Origin of the sequence: Altererythrobacter epoxidivorans (assembly GCF_001281485.1) — a bacterium.
Classification (GTDB): domain Bacteria; phylum Pseudomonadota; class Alphaproteobacteria; order Sphingomonadales; family Sphingomonadaceae; genus Erythrobacter; species Erythrobacter epoxidivorans.
This window is the reverse complement of the sequence record NZ_CP012669.1, coordinates 1,996,604-2,012,547: the sequence shown is the minus strand read 5'-3', so window position 1 is coordinate 2,012,547 and position 15,944 is coordinate 1,996,604. Positions and strand designations below refer to the sequence as shown.

The following is a 15,944-nucleotide window of genomic DNA, read 5'->3' as shown; positions in this document are numbered from 1 at the left end:
CCTTGATCTTCGGCCTCTTGGCCCGAGCGGCTCCGGCGCGCCGCAATCTCAACCTGCCAGCGCATGCGCAGCGGTGCGGAACGGCGCTGGCTCATAGATGCTGGCGTATGATGTCGGCTCGAAAGTCTTGGTCTGCCCCACGACGGTCTCGCCTGCACCGAGCATCAGGAAGCCGTCTGGGGCCAAAGCCTGATGCAGGCGGTCGAAGGCGCGGTCGCGCGTCGGGCCGTCGAAATAGAGCAGGACATTGCGGCACAGGATCAGGTCGAACGGCTGCCTGCCCGGCGAGACATCGAGGATGTTGTGCTGCTGGAAACGGACGATCGATCGGGTACCCGAATGGATCTGCCACCCCGATGCCGTCTCGTCGAAATGATTGAGCATCTGCGAAACGCTGAGGCCACGCTGGACCTCGAACTGGCTGTAGTGGCCGCTGCGCGCCGCGTTGATCGCCTTGGTCGAGACATCGGTGCCGAGAATGTCGATCGACCAGCCCTGCCAGCGGGCGTGCTGTTCGGCGAACTGGATGGCGAGCGAATGCGCCTCCTGCCCGGTCGAACAGCCTGCACACCAGATCTGCAGGCGGCGTTTTTCCCGCCTGCGTTCCGACAGCAATGGGAAAATCTCGTCCGGCAGCTGATCGAACGTCGGCTTGTCGCGGAAGAAATAGGTTTCGTTGTTGAGCAGCGCTTCGACCACGTCCTGCGCCAGCTGCGCTTCGCCCGGCATGGAAAGCAGGCAAACGAGCTGGTCGACATTGCTGATGCCGCGTTCGCGGAAGATGCTGGCGAGCGAGGTCCCGATGCGCCAGCGGCGCCCCTCGGTCAGCTGCTGTCCGGTTCGCGCGGACAGCAATTCCGCGATGATCTGATAGGATGCTTCGGTTATTTCCACGCGGCGACCCCCGCTTCATTTAATATAGTTTCGACCATCCGGTCGGGCGGCAGGATGGCGCTCGCCAATCCGGCCTTGGCGACTGCGCCGGGCATGCCCCAGACAGCCGAGCTTTCCTGGTCTTGCGCCAGGATCTTGCCTCCGCGTTCCACCATCGCCTTGGCGCCGATCGCCCCGTCACGACCCATTCCCGATAGGATCGCGACGAGCGCATGGCCGTCGAGGCTTTCCGCCAGGCTTTCGATCATCGGATCGACCGACGGGCGGCAGCCGCTGGGGGCGGGCTTTTTAGAAATGCGCGTGACGAGCCTGTCGCCGTCACGTTCGACGATCATGTGGCCTTCGCCGCTCGCCAGCATGATTTCGCCGCGACGAATTTCGCTGCCGTTTTCGGCCACCACCGTCTTGCGTGCCGATGCAAGTTCGAGCTGGCGCGCGAATACCGGCATGAAGGCGGCAGGCAGGTGCTGCGTTACCAGGATCGGCAGCTGGAAGCTGGGGGGCAGGGCGCGCAGCAGGATGTTGAGCGCATGGATGCCGCCGGTCGAAGCACCGATGGCGAGCACCTCGGGGCGCTTGTGCCGTGTTTCGAGCGACCTTGCCGGGCTGGCCTTTGCTTCCTGAGGGGCATTGGCCTTGCGCGCTTCGGGATCACGGCCACCGAGGGCACGGATCTTGTCGAGCAGCGCATTGCGATAGGCGTCGTCGAAGCCGCCCGGTCGCGGCTTAGGCATGGTGTCGGCCGCGCCCATCGACAGCGCCGCCATCGTGTGTTCGGCGCCATCTTCCGTCAGCGAGGATACGACCAGTACCTGCGCGTTGCTGGCAGTCGAAAGTATCTTGGGAAGCGCCTCGAGACCACCCATTCCGGGCATTTCGAGGTCGAGCAGGATGACGTCTGTCGGAAGGTCGGGCAGCTTGGCGAGCGCCCGTTCGGCATTGCTGAGCGAAGCGGCGAGCACCATGTCGGGCTCGGCATCGATCATGCGCGAAAAGACTGCGCGTACCGTAATCGAATCGTCGATAATCATAACGCGGATCGGGCCGTCGGCCATCGATCGCGTCTGGGATCGCCTTATAGTTGAGCCCGGGCGGGGTTCCATCGGACCGCCCTCAGGCGAAGCCGACGAGCTGGAGCTTGATCTGCAGGGTCTCGTGGTCGAACGGTTTCATGACATATTCGTCCGCACCTGCATCGATGGCCTCGCGAATGTGCGCGACATCGTTTTCGGTGGTGCAGAACACGACCTTGGGCTTGTCGCCACCGGGACGCTTGCGAAGCTGGGTGATGAATTCGATCCCGGTCATGACCGGCATGTTCCAGTCCAGCAGGACGACATCGGGCATGGCCTCTTCACAGCGGTCGAGACCGTCCTGGCCGTTCTCTGCTTCGGCGACGGCGAAACCGAGGGTTTCGAGGATATGCCTCGACACCTTTCGGATTACCCGCGAATCATCAACTATCAGGCACGTATTCATATTGACCCCTGTTTTTCACGCATGAGACTTAACGCTGATGCGTAACCAAGCGATTAAGCCGCCTTCGCGCGCGACTGCGAAGGACCTTCCACGATTGTATTTGTCTTGAGCAGCAGGACCGGACCCGAACCGGTTTCCACCATTCCGTGCGCGACCCGCGACCATGCTTTCCCGAAACCGCCGGGAATTGCCTGCGGCTCGCTGGAAGCTTCGGTGACGTCTTCGACCTGGTCGACCAGCAAGGCATAGGAATGCCCGTCGACCGAAACCACGGCGGCCCGCAGGTCGGGTTCGACCCCGTCCTGCGCATCCTTGCAGCCGATCGCCTTGCGGCAATCGATCACGGTCAGCGCCTGGCTCCGCAATGCGGATAGACCTGCGACATGCGAAGGTGCCAGCGGCACCGGCGTGATCGTAGTGGTCTCGATAACCGACTGGACGTCTTCGGCGCGAAAGGCGCAGCGACGACCGGCGACCTTGGCGAGCAATAGCAACTGGCTCATGCAGCCTCTCCCTTGCGAAGACGGCTCAGGGCGCGAAGCACGCCCTCGCGGTCGTAGCGATAAACGGCAACCTCGCGCTCGGTTTCGCCGACCTCTTGGTCGGGCTGGCTGCGCAGGCGCAGGATTTTCGATGCCTTTGCAGTCCCTGCGACCGGCTGGTCGTCGAGAGCGATGGCGATGTCTGCATCTTCTGCTTCCCCGCGGACGACTTCATAGCCGGCCTGGCGCAGCAGCGGCGCAAGGATCGTATCGCTCCATTCGCCTTGCGGCACATGGCAGCGCAGGCTGTGTGACGATTTCGTCGTGCCGTAACGGGCGAACAGCGCGTGCCCGTCGACCAGCTTGACCTGTTTGCCATCGACAAGCGTCACGGCTTCGATCAGCGGCTCCTCGCTCGGGATCAGCTCGTGTTCGAGCGCCACAGTATCGTCGATCTGGGCGACGGCATAGAGCACTTCGCACGATCCGTCCGAAAGTCGCAGCAGGCGTACCTTCTCGTCCTCGATCTCGCCTTGGGGCAGGCCGAAGACAGGCAGCAGCGTGCCGTCGATAACCGCACGGTCGCGATCTTCGCCGCGTTCGATATCGTCGGCCGAAACCGTGTCGATGCGCTGGACGAGTTCGAGCCGGACTGCCTGTCGGCGTCCGTCGTGCCCGATGACCATCATCGCACGCGCTGCTTCTGCCACTGCCTTTTCGGCAGCGTCATCGGCAATCGCGACGCGCTTCCGGGTGGGCGAGGCGAGATTGCGCGCCATCGCCATCTGCGGAATGTCGAGCAACAGGATCGGCGTCCCGTCGTCGAGCAGTGTCGTGCCGCCATAGACGCCGACACCCGTCAGCGCCGGCGGCAGGGGTTTGACCACGATGTCGCCGATGCTCTTGATCCGGTCCACGGCGAGCGCGAACAAGTCGCCCGTGTTGAGGCGGAGCATCACGAGCGATCGGTTCGCTTGAGCCATCTCGTGCTCGAGGCCGAGTTCGTCGGCCAGCGAGATGCACGGAATGCGCTGGTTGCGGAAAGTGATGAGGCTGGTGTCGCCGATCTGCGCGTAATCGACGCTGGTCGATCCGGCGCGGACGATTTCCTCGACATAGGATTGCGGGATCGCATAGCGCTGGCCTGCGGTCTCCACCGTGAGGCCCGAAATGATGCTGAGCGTCAGGGGCAGCTGCAGGAGGAACATCGTTCCTTCGCCGGGGCGCGAATCCACCTCGATCTTGCCGCCGACACGTTCCAGATTGTCGCGCACCACGTCGAGGCCGACGCCGCGACCGGAAACCGCGCTCACCGACTCTGCCGTCGAGAAGCCGGGTTCGAACACGAATTGCAGGATCTGCTCGCGGTCCAGATTGTCACGATCGGATTCGTGCATCAGCCCGCTCGAAATCGCCTTGGCCGCGATCTTGTCGGTATCGAGGCCGCGGCCGTCGTCGCTGACCATGATCGTGATGCGGTTGCCGGACTGGCGCGCAGCGATCGACAGAATACCCATCTCGCGCTTGCCGGACCTGAGGCGGTCTGCCGGGCGCTCGATCCCGTGGTCGATCGCATTGCGGATGATGTGCGTCATCGGATCGCGGATCATCTCGATCATTTCGCGGTCCATTTCGACATCGCCGCCTTCGAGATCGATCAGGACCTGCTTGCCGAGTTCTGCCGAAAGGTCGCGCACCAGCCTGGGCAGGGCGCCGTAAAGGTGTTCGATGCGCTGCATGCGCATCCGCGTGACCGCGTCGCGCACGTCGGTCAGGATTGAGCTCAGACGCTCGAACGGACCGTCGATGCTCGGCTGGGCACCTGCCTGGCTCAGCCGATGGCCGAGGTCGTTGCGGGCTAGAACCATGTCGGAAACACCGCTCATCACGCGGTCGAGCAATTCCACCGGCAGGCGAATCGTGCGCTGGGCTCCTGCCGAACGCTGGCGTGCGCCGCCTTCATCGGCACTGCTGCCGTCTTCTGTCTCGTGAGCGACGAGGGCGATTTCATCGGCACCTTCGGCCAGTGCCTCGATCAGGCGGTCGTCGCCGCCTTCGGGAAAGTCTTCACCGGCTTCGATGGCATCCACCATGGCTGCGATACGGTCGATGATCGCGAGCACTGCACTGACAAGCTGGCTGTCGGGCACGCGGCGATCCGCGCGTACGTCGGACAGCGCGTCTTCGGCAGCGTGGCTGAGCGCCTCGAGGCGCGGGAAATCGAAGAAGCCGCAATTGCCCTTCACGGTGTGCACGAAGCGGAAGATGGCATCGAGGCGTGCGCGGTCGGCAGGATTCGCCTCCCAGGCGATAATCTCACCCTCGCTCGCTTCGAGCATCTCGCGTGTTTCTGCGACGAAATCCGTCAGCAGGTCATCCATCGATCAAAGGCCCCCATGGTTAGGAGAGCCCTTTTGAAGCAAGATGGTTAACGAATGGTCAGCACTCGCTGCAGGATTGGCGATTTACGCCGGAGGCGTTGGCTCGGGCCTTTTCCGCAGCAATCGCCAGACGAGAAAGGCTGAGACGAGACCGCCTGCCAGGTTGGCGGCGAGCTCGGCAGCGAAGATGGCACTCGCGCCCCAGTCCGGTCGCAGGAACCAGGCAATTGGCAGCATGACGAGGAAGACACGGGCGGCAGACTGACCGAGGGCGAAGCTCGCGCGGTCGATGGCATTGAGTGCGCCATTGCCGACGATCAGCAAGCCGAACCCGGCATAGCCCCAAGCGGCAATGCGCAGATAGTCGGTGAAATAGCGCTGGACCTGCGGGTCCTCGCTGAAGAAACCGGCGAACCAGTCACCCTGGAAATAAAGCAGGACTGCGATGGCAAGCCCCCATCCGATGCAGAACAGCCCTGCTTCCAGCATCGCAAGTCTCGACCGGTCGGGGCGTCCGGCACCCCAGTTCTGGCCGACGATCGCGCCGATCGCTCCGGATAGGCCCAGCAATGGAACGACGGCGAAGCTTTGCAAGCGTCCGGCAGCCCCGAACCCGGCGACGGCATCGGCACCTTGCGATGCGATGAGCGCGGTCAGGACCGAGAGGCCGATGGGGTTGATCGCGTTGGAAAAGGCGGCGGGTCCGGCGACCCGCAGGATGGCGAGCAGCGGGTCCTTGACGTGGCAGTTGCGCACAAGCGCCAGGTCGATGCTGATGACGGTGTGTTTCAGCAGGCGGATCGCGACCGCAACGCCGATCGCCCAGCCGATGATCGTGGCATAGGCTGCACCAACCATGCCCAGGCCCTCGTAACCGAAAGCGCCGGTGATCAGCAGCGGGTCGAGCACCCAGTTGGCTGCGGCGTATGAGATCGAGACGATCGATGTCCGCCGCGCTTCGCCCTGGCCGCGAAGCACACCGTTCATTCCCATGATCGTCAGCATCAGCGGGAAACCGAGCGCGTATGGCCGCATGTATGTCTCGATCAGCGGCATCAGATCGTCTGGCGCCTGCATAAGCCGGAACAGCGGATCGAGGAGGAGGTACAGCAGCGCGCCGATGACCAGGCCCGTCGCAATCGCGACCAGGATCCCGAAATTGGCCCTGCGCGCCGCCTTCTCGTCGTCCCCTTCGCCCAAGGCGCGGGCGACGACCGAATTGATGCCGACCATGATGCCGACGCCAAGGCTGGTGATCGCAACCGACACCGGGAAGATGAAGGATATGGCTGCGAGCGCATCCTTCCCCAACTGTCCGATGAAATAGGCGTCGACGAGGCCGATCGACATGATCGCTGCGACGCCGATGATCATGGGCAGGGTTTGCGATACGAGATGCCCGCGGATCGGTCCGCGTATCAGTTTGGCGTTCTCGCTCATCGCTGCGCGCCTAGCCGCGATGGCGAGGTGGAAAAAGTGAAATCTTCTGACGGTGGCGCCGCGATTGACCGGCGGGTCGCCTCCCGGTCGCGTTGTGTCACCTTGTGCACCCCCTAGGTGTCATGCGATAAGGGCGGTCAAATCAAGCGACCTGAGAGGAGAGCGCCCGTGGCGACCCAGCTGAAACAGAATGTCGATTGCAGCCCCGAAGAATGGCAGGCACGTCTCGACCTTGCGGCATGTTACCGTATTTTCGACCACCTCGGTTGGGGTGAATCGATTTACAATCACATCTCGGTAAAGGTGCCGGGAGAGGAAGATACCTTCCTCATCAATCCGTTCGGCCTGCTATACGACGAAGTGACCGCTTCGAACCTCGTCAAGATCGATGTCGAGGGCAACAACGTCGGGCCGTCGCAGTACATGGTCAACAAGGCCGGCTTCACCCAGCACGGCTATTTTCACAAGCACCTCGGCGACCGTGCGGCAGCGATCTGCCATGTTCACACCACGGCGACCATGGCGGTGTGCAGCCACAAGGGTGGCCTGTTGCCGACCAATTTCTATGCCTGCAACTTCCAGAACCAGATCGGCTATCACGATTTCGAAGGCGTCACGGTGCGCGAGGAAGAAGGCCAGCGGCTGGTCGAAAATCTCGGCAAAAATTCGATCCTAATGCTCCGCAATCATGGCCCGGTTGTCATGGACAGGTCGATCCAGGGCATGTTCGTGAAGATGTGGTCGCTCCAGCGCGCCTGTGAAATCCAGGTCGCAACGCTGGGCATGGGCGATCCGATCACGGTTCCGCAGGAAGTCGTCGATGTCCACCAGCGCGACCTGCATATCGTGGGCGACCAGGGCGGAGCAGGCGTGTTCGATTTCGAAGCGTGGAAGCGCCGGATCGACCGTATCGATACGAGCTGGCGCGACTAAACACGCGCCGATCGCACTGACAGGAGAACCGTGCGCCCATGTCGCGCATGACCATCAACGAGCGTCCGGTCCAGTTCGACATGGATCCCGACACGCCGCTGCTGTTTGCGCTGCGTGACGCAGCCAACCTGACCGGCACCAAATACGGTTGCGGCAACGGTGATTGCGGTGCCTGCACCGTGATCGTCGATGGCGCTGCCTTGCGATCGTGCCTGATAACCATCGCCGAGGCTGAGGGGCGCTTCATCACCACGATCGAGGGGCTGTCGGATGACCGCTCGCACCCCGTGCAGCAGGCCATGGTTGCCGAGCAGGCGGTGCAGTGCGGTTTCTGCACCCCCGGGATCGTCATGGCCGCGGCGGCCTTGCTACAAAACAATCCCTCGCCAACCGAAGCCGACATAAAGGCTGCCGTTCCGAACCTTTGCCGCTGCGGTGTTTATCCCCGGCTGGTGCGCGCAATCGAGCGGGCAGGGCGGGTTTCGCGCCGCAGGGAGACGATCAGTGCCGCGCCTGCCCCGGGCATCAGCGCCGAAGACGCTGCCAAGGCTGTGCCGGCGATGCGCCCGCTCCCCCGAAACGAGGAAGCGGGCACTTCGGAAGGTAACTGAACGATTTAGAGTTTGAGTTTCACGCCGACGGTCGCGCTCAGCGGGTTGCCGGGCTGGATGTTGTTGTTGCCGTGCGCGCTGGGATAGTAATTTTCGTCGAGCAGGTTCTCGATGTTTACCTGCATCGAAATGCGGTCGTTTACATCCCAATAGCCAGCGAGGTCGAAGCGCACATAGTCCGGCAGGACGACGTCTCCTGAAATGCTGGCGAACTGTTCGTCCTGGTAAATTGCGCCCAAGCCGATGCCAAAGCTTTCGGTCAGGTCGACCCTGTTCCAAAGGGCGATCTGGTGCTTGGGCAACTGGTGCAGGCGGGTTCCCGCCACTGCACTCTCTGTATCGCTGATGATTTCACCGTCGAGATAGGTGTAGCCGAGGTTCGCCTGCCAGCTGGGCAGGATTTCGCCGGCGATGCTTGCTTCGAAACCGCGAACGCGGCTCTTGCCTGTAAGGACGATGAAGCCGGGGTTGAGCGGATCTTCTGCGGTGGTGTTCGAGCGTTCGAGCTGGAAGACTGCAGCGGTTGCAAACAATTGGGGACGCGGCGCCCACTTGATGCCAGCCTCGATGTTCTCGAACTTTTCGGGCTCGAGCGTTGCATCGAGATCACTCAGGCTCGAAAACTGGTCGCCCGACTGCGGCAGGAAACTGGTCGAGTAGCTGGCGTAGATCGACAGGTTCTGCGCCGGTTTCAGAACTGCCCCGAAACGCGGGCTCCACTTCTCGTCGACCCTGTTGTTCCTGGTCGCGCTGAGAAGGTCTGTCAGGTCGAACCGGTCGTAGCGGATGCCGCCGATGAGTTCGACGAGGCCGAAATCGAGCTGTTCCTGGACATAGGCCGAGAACGTGTCGAGCGTGGAGTTGGAAGCGCGGGTCAACGCTCCGACCGACACGTTCGGTACGTCGAGAACGCGCTGGAGGGTCACCGTCGAGCTACCGTCGAACTCGATGCCGTTGCGCGAGGCCACGGTATCCTGTGTCGAAACCTCCACGCCTGCCAGCGTCGTACTTCCCACGCCGCCAAATTGCGTATCCCACACCAGATTGGCCTGGCCGATCCAGTTCTGGCGGTCGGTATTGCTGGTGTAGCCGCCCAGAGTGACATTGGTCCCGTCGGTACCGGTCGGAACGACATTGCCGTAGTACTTGTCGTAGTCGGCATATTGGCCGGAGACATTGAGCGTCAGTTCGTCGGTGAATTCGTGATCGAGCCGAAGCTTGGCGATGTGGGCGACATTAGTAGCGAGGTTGAAGTCGGCGCTGCCGAAGAAGGTTTTGTCGTACCCTGCCAGAGGTGCCTGGTCGAGCGAGGGAATGCCGCGATCGGTGACGCGGCGATCGTTGTCATAGGTGTAATGGGCGGTCAGCTGGGTCCGATCGCCAAGGCGGAATGTCAGGGTCGGTGAAATACCGAAAAAGCGACCGTCATAGAAATCGCGCGCATTGTCGAATTCCTCGTAAGCGACGTTGATACGGCCCGCGATATTGTCGTTGAGCGGGGTGTTCGCGTCGATCGAAAGATCGAAGGCGCCGAAGCTATCGACCGATGCGCCGAGACCGACGTCGGCATTATCGAATTCCGCCTTCTTGCTGACTCGGTTGATGACGCCGCCGCCACCGCCACGGCCGAAAATCAGCGCATTTGCGCCTTTCAGGATTTCGATGCGCTCGACGTTGTAGAGCGGGCGATAATACTGCGCATCGTCACGCAGGCCGTCGAGATAGAAGTCGGCAGTGCTGGCCTGGCCGCGAATATAGACTTGGTCGCGGTGCCCTTCGCCCGTATCGAGCGAGATACCCGGGACATAGCGCAGGGCATCGGCGAGCTGCGTAATCGCCTGGTCGTCCAGCTGGTCATCGGTGATGAAGGTGATCGTCTGCGGTACTTCGATCAGCGGCGTCGGCGTCTTCGTCCCGGTGGAACCGTCATCCTCGACATAGCCTTCGATTTCACCTGTCACGACGATCGTTGTCGGCAGGTAATCGCGATCTTCCGGGGCAACTGCGACGGTGGCGAGAGCCGGCGAATGCGCGAACACGGTGAGCGCTGCCGAAGTCAGGAAGGTCGAGCGGGAGGAAAGGAATTTCATGTAAAACTTTCTTGCGAATGATTCTCGTTAAACGCCCGCTATTGCGAATAAGTCGCAATTGCAATCATGATCTGGCTATTGCGGAAAAATCAATGATTGTTATCGGGACGAGCGGATCAATCGATCACACTCTGAAGAACCGGATATCGAGAGGCGGCACAGATGCAGGCGACAATTTGGCACAACCCCAAATGCGGGACCTCTCGCAAGACGCTCGCAATCCTCGAAAACCTCTCGTCGGTCGATGTGATCGTCGTGGAATATCTGAAAGAGCCACCGTCCGCCGAGAAGCTCGCGCAACTTTATCGCGATGCCGGGATCACTCCTCAGCAGGGTCTTCGCATCCGGGGAACCGATGCCGAAGAGCGGGGCTTGCCGACGGCGGACGACGCGACTGTCCTGGCTGCAATGGCTGCAGACCCGATCCTGATCGAACGCCCGATCGTAGAGACCGAAAAGGGCACACGACTTTGCCGTCCTCAGGACAAGGTTCTCGAGATCCTCTGAACCGGGTCCCGCCGATACGGCGCTATCTCTTTGGCTCTGTCAGCACTTCGTCGTGATCGAGCTGTTTCCACCCGAGGACGAAGACGGCGAGGCAAAGCAGGCAGATCGTCGCGAAGCCGATGATTTCGTGATGGCCGTATAGCCACACGCCGATGGCTGGCGCGACGACATAGGCTGCGCCGTTGACCGAAGCGACGATGCCGCCCACCTGGCCCTGTTCGATGCGCCGCACGGCCAGCGAAGCACCTGCGGTGAAACCCGGGCGGTAAAGGCCGAAGCCAAGCGATGCGATCGCAAAACCGACGGCAATCGCGTGAAGGTCGTGCGCCACCGCGAAGAAAACCGTACCGATTGCAGCCAGCGCCACACCCCACATCGTCGAAGAGCGCGGACCAAGCTTCAGCATCGGGATAAGGCCCCATTGCGCCAGGAGGGTCGCGATCGCTCCGCACATCAGGACAAGCCCGATGGGGCCGGTACCGGCATCGGGATTTTCGCGCAGTCCGAGCCGGTCGAGAATGAAAAACCCGATGATGCCCATCATCGCGGCCTGGGCATGGCCACCGAGCAGGCCTGCGACAAGCCATGGGCGCAAGCGCTGGTCGCGCCAGCTGAGGTCGGGGATTTCCTGCGTCAGCGAGGCTTCGCTGCTCTGGTCATGTTCCCCGATCTCATCATCATCGTCGTCGTTGCTATCGCGCAGGTTGGAGTTCGAGCTGGCACTGAAAGGCGCAGCGACAACTGCGCCCCGGGCGGCAAAAGTCGGGTCGTCGTTGGGAAGCCTCAGGCGCAGCGCCAGGAGAACGACCGCAGCGATCAGCGCGAAGGCGAAGAACGGGCCGACAAGACCTGTCTCTGGAAATACGAGCAGCGGAGCGAGCGCCGGACCGATGACCGTACCCAGGCCAAAACTTGATGCAATCAGGGCGAGGGCCTGTGTCCGTTCGCTGCGCGGCGTACGGCTGGCAACATAGGCCTGCACGGCGGGCGGAGCGGCAGAGCCGAAACCGCCGTAGAGACTGCGCGCGGCAGCGAAGAACAGCAGCGTCATTACTGCCGACAGGAAGCCATGCAGACCGAACCACAGCACGAGGCCGCACAGCGCCATCGAGGATATGAAGCCGACAAGCCCCATCGCCATCATTGCCTTGCGGCCCCTGCGATCGGACCGACGGGCCCAGATCGGGGCACAGATGACCCACAAAAGCGCTGACCAGGTGTAGGCAAGGCTGATCCATACGTCGGAAACGCCAAGGGCCGTACCGATGGACGGCATGACCGATTGCATCGCCGTGTTTCCGGCTGCAGTCACGAGCATCACGAGGAACAGAAGGATCATCCGCTCGCGCGAAATCGGTCGATGGGCGGGGGGTGCTACCGCCTGGGTACCTTGAGGTTCTCTCGGATCGGCTTCTGACATGACCGGACCGGCGCTAGACCTCCTTTGACGTGCTTGCAATGGATCGACGCATCTGCGAGGCCCGTGGCTTTGGCATCGGGGACAATACCGAATGAATTCAGACGGTCTGGCAATCGGCGAAAGAGGCGGCTGGCGAGATCGTTTCGCACTTTATGCCGCGCAATGTTCGGTGTTCTTCCGGGGGTTCATGGAACACCCACGCATGGTCGGCTCGATCATCCCGTCCTCGCGCTTTACTGTCCGCCGCATGTTGGAGCCGGTCGACTGGCGTAGCTGCAATCTGTTCGTCGAATACGGCCCGGGCATCGGCACGTTCTGTCGCCCCGTCCTCGACCGGCTAAGCGGCGATGCGACCCTGATCGTGATCGACACCAACCCGCTCTATATCGAGTACTTGCAGAAAACGATCCGCGACAAACGTTTCCGCGCGGTGCTCGGCTCGGCAGAAAATGTCGAGCAGATCGTCCGCGATAATGGCTTCGACCATGCGGACTACGTGCTTTCAGGCTTGCCGTTCTCGACCCTTCCGGCAGGCGTCGCTCCCGCCATCGGGGCGGCAACACACCGCGTGATCCGCCCCGGCGGGGCATTTCTGGTGTATCAGTTCACTGCTGCCTGCCTGTCGGTGATGCGCCCCCATTTCGAGCGCATCGATGAAGGCTTCGAATGGCTGAATATCCTGCCGTGCAAACTGTTCTGGGCATGGAAGTCCGAGTAGCCGTTACTCGAAGGTTTCGCTCACTTCCGAAGTCGTCGGCCCGCCAAGCTGGCGATGCACTGCAGTGAGTGCAGCGTAGAAGATCAGCAGGAAGACGGCGTTCACCAGGCTGGAAACCACGCCGTTGCCGATCAGCTCCACTTGTCCGCCGATTGCTGCGAACAGAACACCGAGCACCATGGTCACGACTGCGGTGACGACCATGATCGCGATGAACAGCAGGAGGAAGAAGCCGAAGATGCGCAGGCTGTTGCCCTTGGTCAGCGCCCATGAACGGCGAAGGATAGCGACCGGGTTCATCAATCCTTCGGCAGCGACGACAGGGGCCGCGAGCGAAAACTTCACCATCACATAGACGCCGATCACCGCCGCTATCAGGGCGAGAAGAGCAACGATTGCAGGAGCGCCGGCTGCACTCGCAATCCCGATCGGAATGCCCAGCACGACCATCAGGCCGAAAATTGCCAGCATTTGCGACAGGAAGTAAGGGAGGAACCCCTTGGCACCGCGCGATAGTGCCTCTCCCACGGTCGGGCGAGAGCGGTCCGACATCAGGACGAGGATCGCCAGCATGCCGATGATCTGGGCGACACTGACCAGCAGGAAAGCCCACCAGTATGTCGAATACATGGCAGTGAGCGCCGCCAAGATCTGTTCGGGATCGTCACCCGGCTGCGCTGCCGCCATGGTTTGCGGCAGAAGCAGGCTGAGCGCGAGGTAGGGGAGAAAGAAGAACACGCCTGCCACGACGGCGATCATGCTCTTGTTGGCGGCAAGCATGGCCGTTGCCGAATTCCACGCACGACCCATGTCCAGTTTCATCGATATTCCCCTCGTTTCGCGCATGGCTGATTTGCCTCTTGATAAGCGCGATCAATATCCCCACGCAATCCGGCATGTCCGAATGCACCACAGATGTGATCGAATGGCGCCGCGAAACCGCGCAGGTGCCCTATCGCGTCTCGCTGGAAGAGATGGAGAGGCGCAACGCCGCGATTGCCGCAGGCGAGGAGCGCGAACTCGTCTGGCTGCTGGAGCATCCGCCCGTCTACACGGCCGGGACGAGCGCGGATGTAGCCGAATTGCTCGACCCGAGATTCGAGGTCGTAGAGGCAGGGCGCGGAGGCCGTTATACCTATCACGGTCCCGGACAGCGGGTCGGATATGTCCTTCTCGACCTCACCAAACGGGGCAAGGACGTGCGCTGTTTCGTCCATTCGATCGAGCAATGGGTCATAGCGACGCTGGCCGATTTCGGGGTCGAGAGCTGGGCGGTCGATGGCCGCGTGGGCATCTGGACCCGGGACATCGATGGGCGTGAGGCAAAGATCGGCGCGATTGGCGTCAGGGTCCGCCGCTGGGTCACGATGCACGGCTTTTCGGTTAATATCGACCCCGACCTGTCGCACTTCGGCGGAATCGTGCCATGCGGCATCGAAGAATTCGGGGTCACCAGCCTGGCGCGGCTGGGGATCGACATTTCGCCGCAACAATGGGACGAAGCATTGATCGCGCGTGCGCCGGGCTTTCTGGCCGCACTCGCCAAGGACAAGGGAAGCTGTTCATGAAAAACTTCGCGGCATTCGCCATGCCGGTATTGCTGCTGGTGTCAGCCTGCAATGACGAGTCCGAGATCGCCCGCGAAACCGGCGATGCCAAGGAGGCAGAGGGCGAGGTTCTGGGTGGTTCGATCAGCGACGACATGTTGCCGCTGGGCGAATTGAAGTCGCAGTCCCCGCCGCTCAAGGAAGCCGCGAAACCGGCCGACACTGCGGCGACTGGCAACGCTGATGCGTCGCAATCGGAAGACGAAGCCGCTCCCGAAACGGAAGAGACCGCTGCCGAACCGGAAGAAGGTTGAGCAGCGGCCCCTGACCGCGTCTTATTCGTCCATCGTCGGGTAATCGGTGTATCCGGCAGGGCCGGGGAAATACCAGCTCTTGGGCACGTCCTTGTTGGGCGCCCACTCCGCACCCGCCTTGATCCTTTCGGCGAGGTCAGGGTTGGAAATGTAGGGCCGGCCGAAGCTGATCGCATCGCATTTGCCGGCCTCGACATCGGCGACCGCCTGCGCAGCGTCGTAATCGCTGTTGAGGACGAGCGGCCCTGAATAAAGCGAGCGGATGAGCGGGCTTTGCTTCGGCACATCGGTTGCCCCGAACGTGCCGTCGGGGCCCGGTTCACGCAGTTCGAGGAAGGCCAGGCCCAATTCCTCGATCACCTTGGTCGCAGCGCCAAAGGTTGCAGCCGGATCGCTGTCGTCGCAGCCCTGCGTCTCGCCATTAGGAGACAGGCGGATGCCGACCCGATCGGCTCCCCAGACATCGACCAGTCCTTCGAGGACTTCGCGCATGAAGCGGGTGCGGTTTTCCGGGCTGCCTCCATATTCGTCTTCGCGCAGGTTGGTGCCATCGCGAAGGAACTGGTCGACCAGATAGCCATTCGCGCCGTGCAGCTGGACACCATCGAAGCCAGCCTTCTTCGCGTTTTCGGCTGCCTTGCGATAGTCTTCGACGACGCGCGGGATCTCGTCCTTGTCGAGAGCGCGGGCCTGTTCGTAGGGCTTGCGTCCTTCAGGAGTATGCGCGTGATCGGGCGCAGTGGTGGCGCTGGCCGACACCGGAGGCTTGCCGCCCAGGAAATAGGGATGGACGATGCGGCCCATATGCCAGAGCTGCATCACGATCTTGCCGCCAGCTTCATGGACAGCCTGCGTCACCGGCTTCCAGGCTTCGGTTTGTTCGTCGCTCCAGATGCCGGGGGCCGATGGCCAGCCCAGCCCTTCGCGGCTGATGCCGGTCGCTTCGCTGATGATCAGTCCGGCGCCGGAACGCTGGCGATAGTAGAGAGCCATGAGGTCATTGGGAACGAACGGCGGTTCAGCTGCACGGCCACGCGTCAGCGGTGCCATGAAAATTCGGTTCTTGGCTTCGATCGCCCCCAGGGTGATCGGCTGGAAAAGTGCTTCGTTCAATGAACTGTCCTCTCG

At 62.0% G+C, this 15,944-nt stretch carries 16 protein-coding genes; 6 read left to right on the top strand and 10 right to left on the bottom strand.

The window, feature by feature from the left end:
• Window positions 1–48: 48 nt before the first annotated feature.
• The 6 genes from AMC99_RS10100 to AMC99_RS10075 form a co-directional block, all read right to left on the bottom strand.
• Window positions 49–894, bottom strand: coding sequence for a CheR family methyltransferase (locus AMC99_RS10100; protein WP_061926210.1), 846 nt, complete (start codon window positions 892–894; stop codon window positions 49–51).
• Window positions 885–1,949, bottom strand: a complete 1,065-nt coding sequence (gene cheB, locus AMC99_RS10095; RefSeq protein WP_232301375.1) for a chemotaxis-specific protein-glutamate methyltransferase CheB — start codon at window positions 1,947–1,949, stop codon at window positions 885–887. Before cheB ends, AMC99_RS10100 begins: the two co-directional genes overlap by 10 nt.
• Window positions 1,950–2,007: 58 nt before the next feature.
• Window positions 2,008–2,373 carry a response regulator gene (locus AMC99_RS10090; protein ID WP_061926208.1) on the bottom strand — a complete coding sequence of 122 codons (366 nt, stop codon included), beginning with the start codon at window positions 2,371–2,373 and terminating at the stop codon, window positions 2,008–2,010.
• A 53-nt stretch (window positions 2,374–2,426) separates the two neighbouring features.
• Window positions 2,427–2,876, bottom strand: coding sequence for a chemotaxis protein CheW (locus tag AMC99_RS10085; RefSeq protein WP_061926205.1), 450 nt, complete (start codon window positions 2,874–2,876; stop codon window positions 2,427–2,429).
• The gene (locus AMC99_RS10080; RefSeq protein ID WP_061926204.1) at window positions 2,873–5,236 is read right to left on the bottom strand and encodes a chemotaxis protein CheA; all 2,364 of its coding nucleotides are present in this window, start codon (window positions 5,234–5,236) and stop codon (window positions 2,873–2,875) included. The genes AMC99_RS10085 and AMC99_RS10080 overlap by 4 nt, the downstream gene beginning before the upstream one ends.
• A gap of 84 nt (window positions 5,237–5,320) precedes the next feature.
• On the bottom strand, window positions 5,321–6,676 hold the full coding sequence (locus tag AMC99_RS10075; protein ID WP_061926202.1) for an MATE family efflux transporter: 1,356 nt from the start codon (window positions 6,674–6,676) through the stop codon (window positions 5,321–5,323).
• A 168-nt stretch (window positions 6,677–6,844) separates the two neighbouring features.
• Here AMC99_RS10075 and AMC99_RS10070 point away from each other — a divergent pair, with 168 nt between their 5' ends.
• Together AMC99_RS10070 and AMC99_RS10065 are read left to right on the top strand one after the other, a co-directional pair.
• Window positions 6,845–7,609 (top strand): class II aldolase/adducin family protein, encoded by a 765-nt coding sequence (locus tag AMC99_RS10070; RefSeq protein ID WP_061926200.1) that lies wholly within the window; start codon window positions 6,845–6,847, stop codon window positions 7,607–7,609.
• A 38-nt stretch (window positions 7,610–7,647) separates the two neighbouring features.
• Window positions 7,648–8,220: a (2Fe-2S)-binding protein gene (locus AMC99_RS10065; RefSeq protein WP_061926197.1), complete on the top strand. Its 573-nt coding sequence runs from the start codon at window positions 7,648–7,650 to the stop codon at window positions 8,218–8,220.
• 5 nt (window positions 8,221–8,225) lie between these two features.
• On the opposite strand, the gene AMC99_RS10060 is transcribed toward AMC99_RS10065, so the two are convergent.
• Window positions 8,226–10,310, bottom strand: coding sequence for a TonB-dependent receptor (locus tag AMC99_RS10060; protein ID WP_061926195.1), 2,085 nt, complete (start codon window positions 10,308–10,310; stop codon window positions 8,226–8,228).
• Between the two features lie 162 nt (window positions 10,311–10,472).
• Between AMC99_RS10060 and AMC99_RS10055 the strand changes: the two genes are divergently transcribed.
• Window positions 10,473–10,817 (top strand): arsenate reductase family protein, encoded by a 345-nt coding sequence (locus tag AMC99_RS10055; RefSeq protein ID WP_061926194.1) that lies wholly within the window; start codon window positions 10,473–10,475, stop codon window positions 10,815–10,817.
• 22 nt (window positions 10,818–10,839) lie between these two features.
• Here AMC99_RS10055 and AMC99_RS10050 read toward each other — a convergent pair whose 3' ends face one another.
• The gene (locus AMC99_RS10050; protein ID WP_232301373.1) at window positions 10,840–12,156 is read right to left on the bottom strand and encodes an MFS transporter; all 1,317 of its coding nucleotides are present in this window, start codon (window positions 12,154–12,156) and stop codon (window positions 10,840–10,842) included.
• Between the two features lie 172 nt (window positions 12,157–12,328).
• Here AMC99_RS10050 and AMC99_RS10045 point away from each other — a divergent pair, with 172 nt between their 5' ends.
• Window positions 12,329–12,955 (top strand): class I SAM-dependent methyltransferase, encoded by a 627-nt coding sequence (locus AMC99_RS10045; protein ID WP_157058299.1) that lies wholly within the window; start codon window positions 12,329–12,331, stop codon window positions 12,953–12,955.
• Between the two features lie 3 nt (window positions 12,956–12,958).
• Here the strand turns inward: AMC99_RS10045 and AMC99_RS10040 are convergent, their stop codons facing one another.
• Window positions 12,959–13,777, bottom strand: coding sequence for a DUF7847 domain-containing protein (locus tag AMC99_RS10040; protein WP_157058298.1), 819 nt, complete (start codon window positions 13,775–13,777; stop codon window positions 12,959–12,961).
• A gap of 74 nt (window positions 13,778–13,851) precedes the next feature.
• Here AMC99_RS10040 and lipB point away from each other — a divergent pair, with 74 nt between their 5' ends.
• Together lipB and AMC99_RS10030 are read left to right on the top strand one after the other, a co-directional pair.
• The gene (gene lipB / locus AMC99_RS10035) at window positions 13,852–14,523 is read left to right on the top strand and encodes a lipoyl(octanoyl) transferase LipB (protein ID WP_061926187.1); all 672 of its coding nucleotides are present in this window, start codon (window positions 13,852–13,854) and stop codon (window positions 14,521–14,523) included.
• Entirely contained in the window at window positions 14,520–14,816 is a 297-nt protein-coding gene (locus AMC99_RS10030; RefSeq protein WP_061926184.1) for a hypothetical protein, read from the top strand. The genes lipB and AMC99_RS10030 overlap by 4 nt, the downstream gene beginning before the upstream one ends.
• A 21-nt stretch (window positions 14,817–14,837) precedes the next feature.
• Here AMC99_RS10030 and AMC99_RS10025 read toward each other — a convergent pair whose 3' ends face one another.
• Window positions 14,838–15,929, bottom strand: coding sequence for an alkene reductase (locus tag AMC99_RS10025; protein WP_061926182.1), 1,092 nt, complete (start codon window positions 15,927–15,929; stop codon window positions 14,838–14,840).
• Window positions 15,930–15,944: the final 15 nt, after the last annotated feature.

Coding starts and splice junctions, on each gene's coding strand:
- AMC99_RS10030 (WP_061926184.1), top strand. CDS start 14,520: ATGAAAAACTTCGCGGCATTCGCCATGCCGGTATTGCTGCTGGTGTCA.
- AMC99_RS10085 (WP_061926205.1), bottom strand. CDS start 2,876: ATGAGCCAGTTGCTATTGCTCGCCAAGGTCGCCGGTCGTCGCTGCGCC.
- AMC99_RS10060 (WP_061926195.1), bottom strand. CDS start 10,310: ATGAAATTCCTTTCCTCCCGCTCGACCTTCCTGACTTCGGCAGCGCTC.
- AMC99_RS10090 (WP_061926208.1), bottom strand. CDS start 2,373: ATGAATACGTGCCTGATAGTTGATGATTCGCGGGTAATCCGAAAGGTG.
- AMC99_RS10045 (WP_157058299.1), top strand. CDS start 12,329: ATGAATTCAGACGGTCTGGCAATCGGCGAAAGAGGCGGCTGGCGAGAT.
- AMC99_RS10050 (WP_232301373.1), bottom strand. CDS start 12,156: ATGATCCTTCTGTTCCTCGTGATGCTCGTGACTGCAGCCGGAAACACG.
- AMC99_RS10055 (WP_061926194.1), top strand. CDS start 10,473: ATGCAGGCGACAATTTGGCACAACCCCAAATGCGGGACCTCTCGCAAG.
- AMC99_RS10080 (WP_061926204.1), bottom strand. CDS start 5,236: ATGGATGACCTGCTGACGGATTTCGTCGCAGAAACACGCGAGATGCTC.
- cheB (WP_232301375.1), bottom strand. CDS start 1,949: ATGGCCGACGGCCCGATCCGCGTTATGATTATCGACGATTCGATTACG.
- lipB (WP_061926187.1), top strand. CDS start 13,852: ATGTCCGAATGCACCACAGATGTGATCGAATGGCGCCGCGAAACCGCG.
- AMC99_RS10040 (WP_157058298.1), bottom strand. CDS start 13,777: ATGAAACTGGACATGGGTCGTGCGTGGAATTCGGCAACGGCCATGCTT.
- AMC99_RS10075 (WP_061926202.1), bottom strand. CDS start 6,676: ATGAGCGAGAACGCCAAACTGATACGCGGACCGATCCGCGGGCATCTC.
- AMC99_RS10065 (WP_061926197.1), top strand. CDS start 7,648: ATGTCGCGCATGACCATCAACGAGCGTCCGGTCCAGTTCGACATGGAT.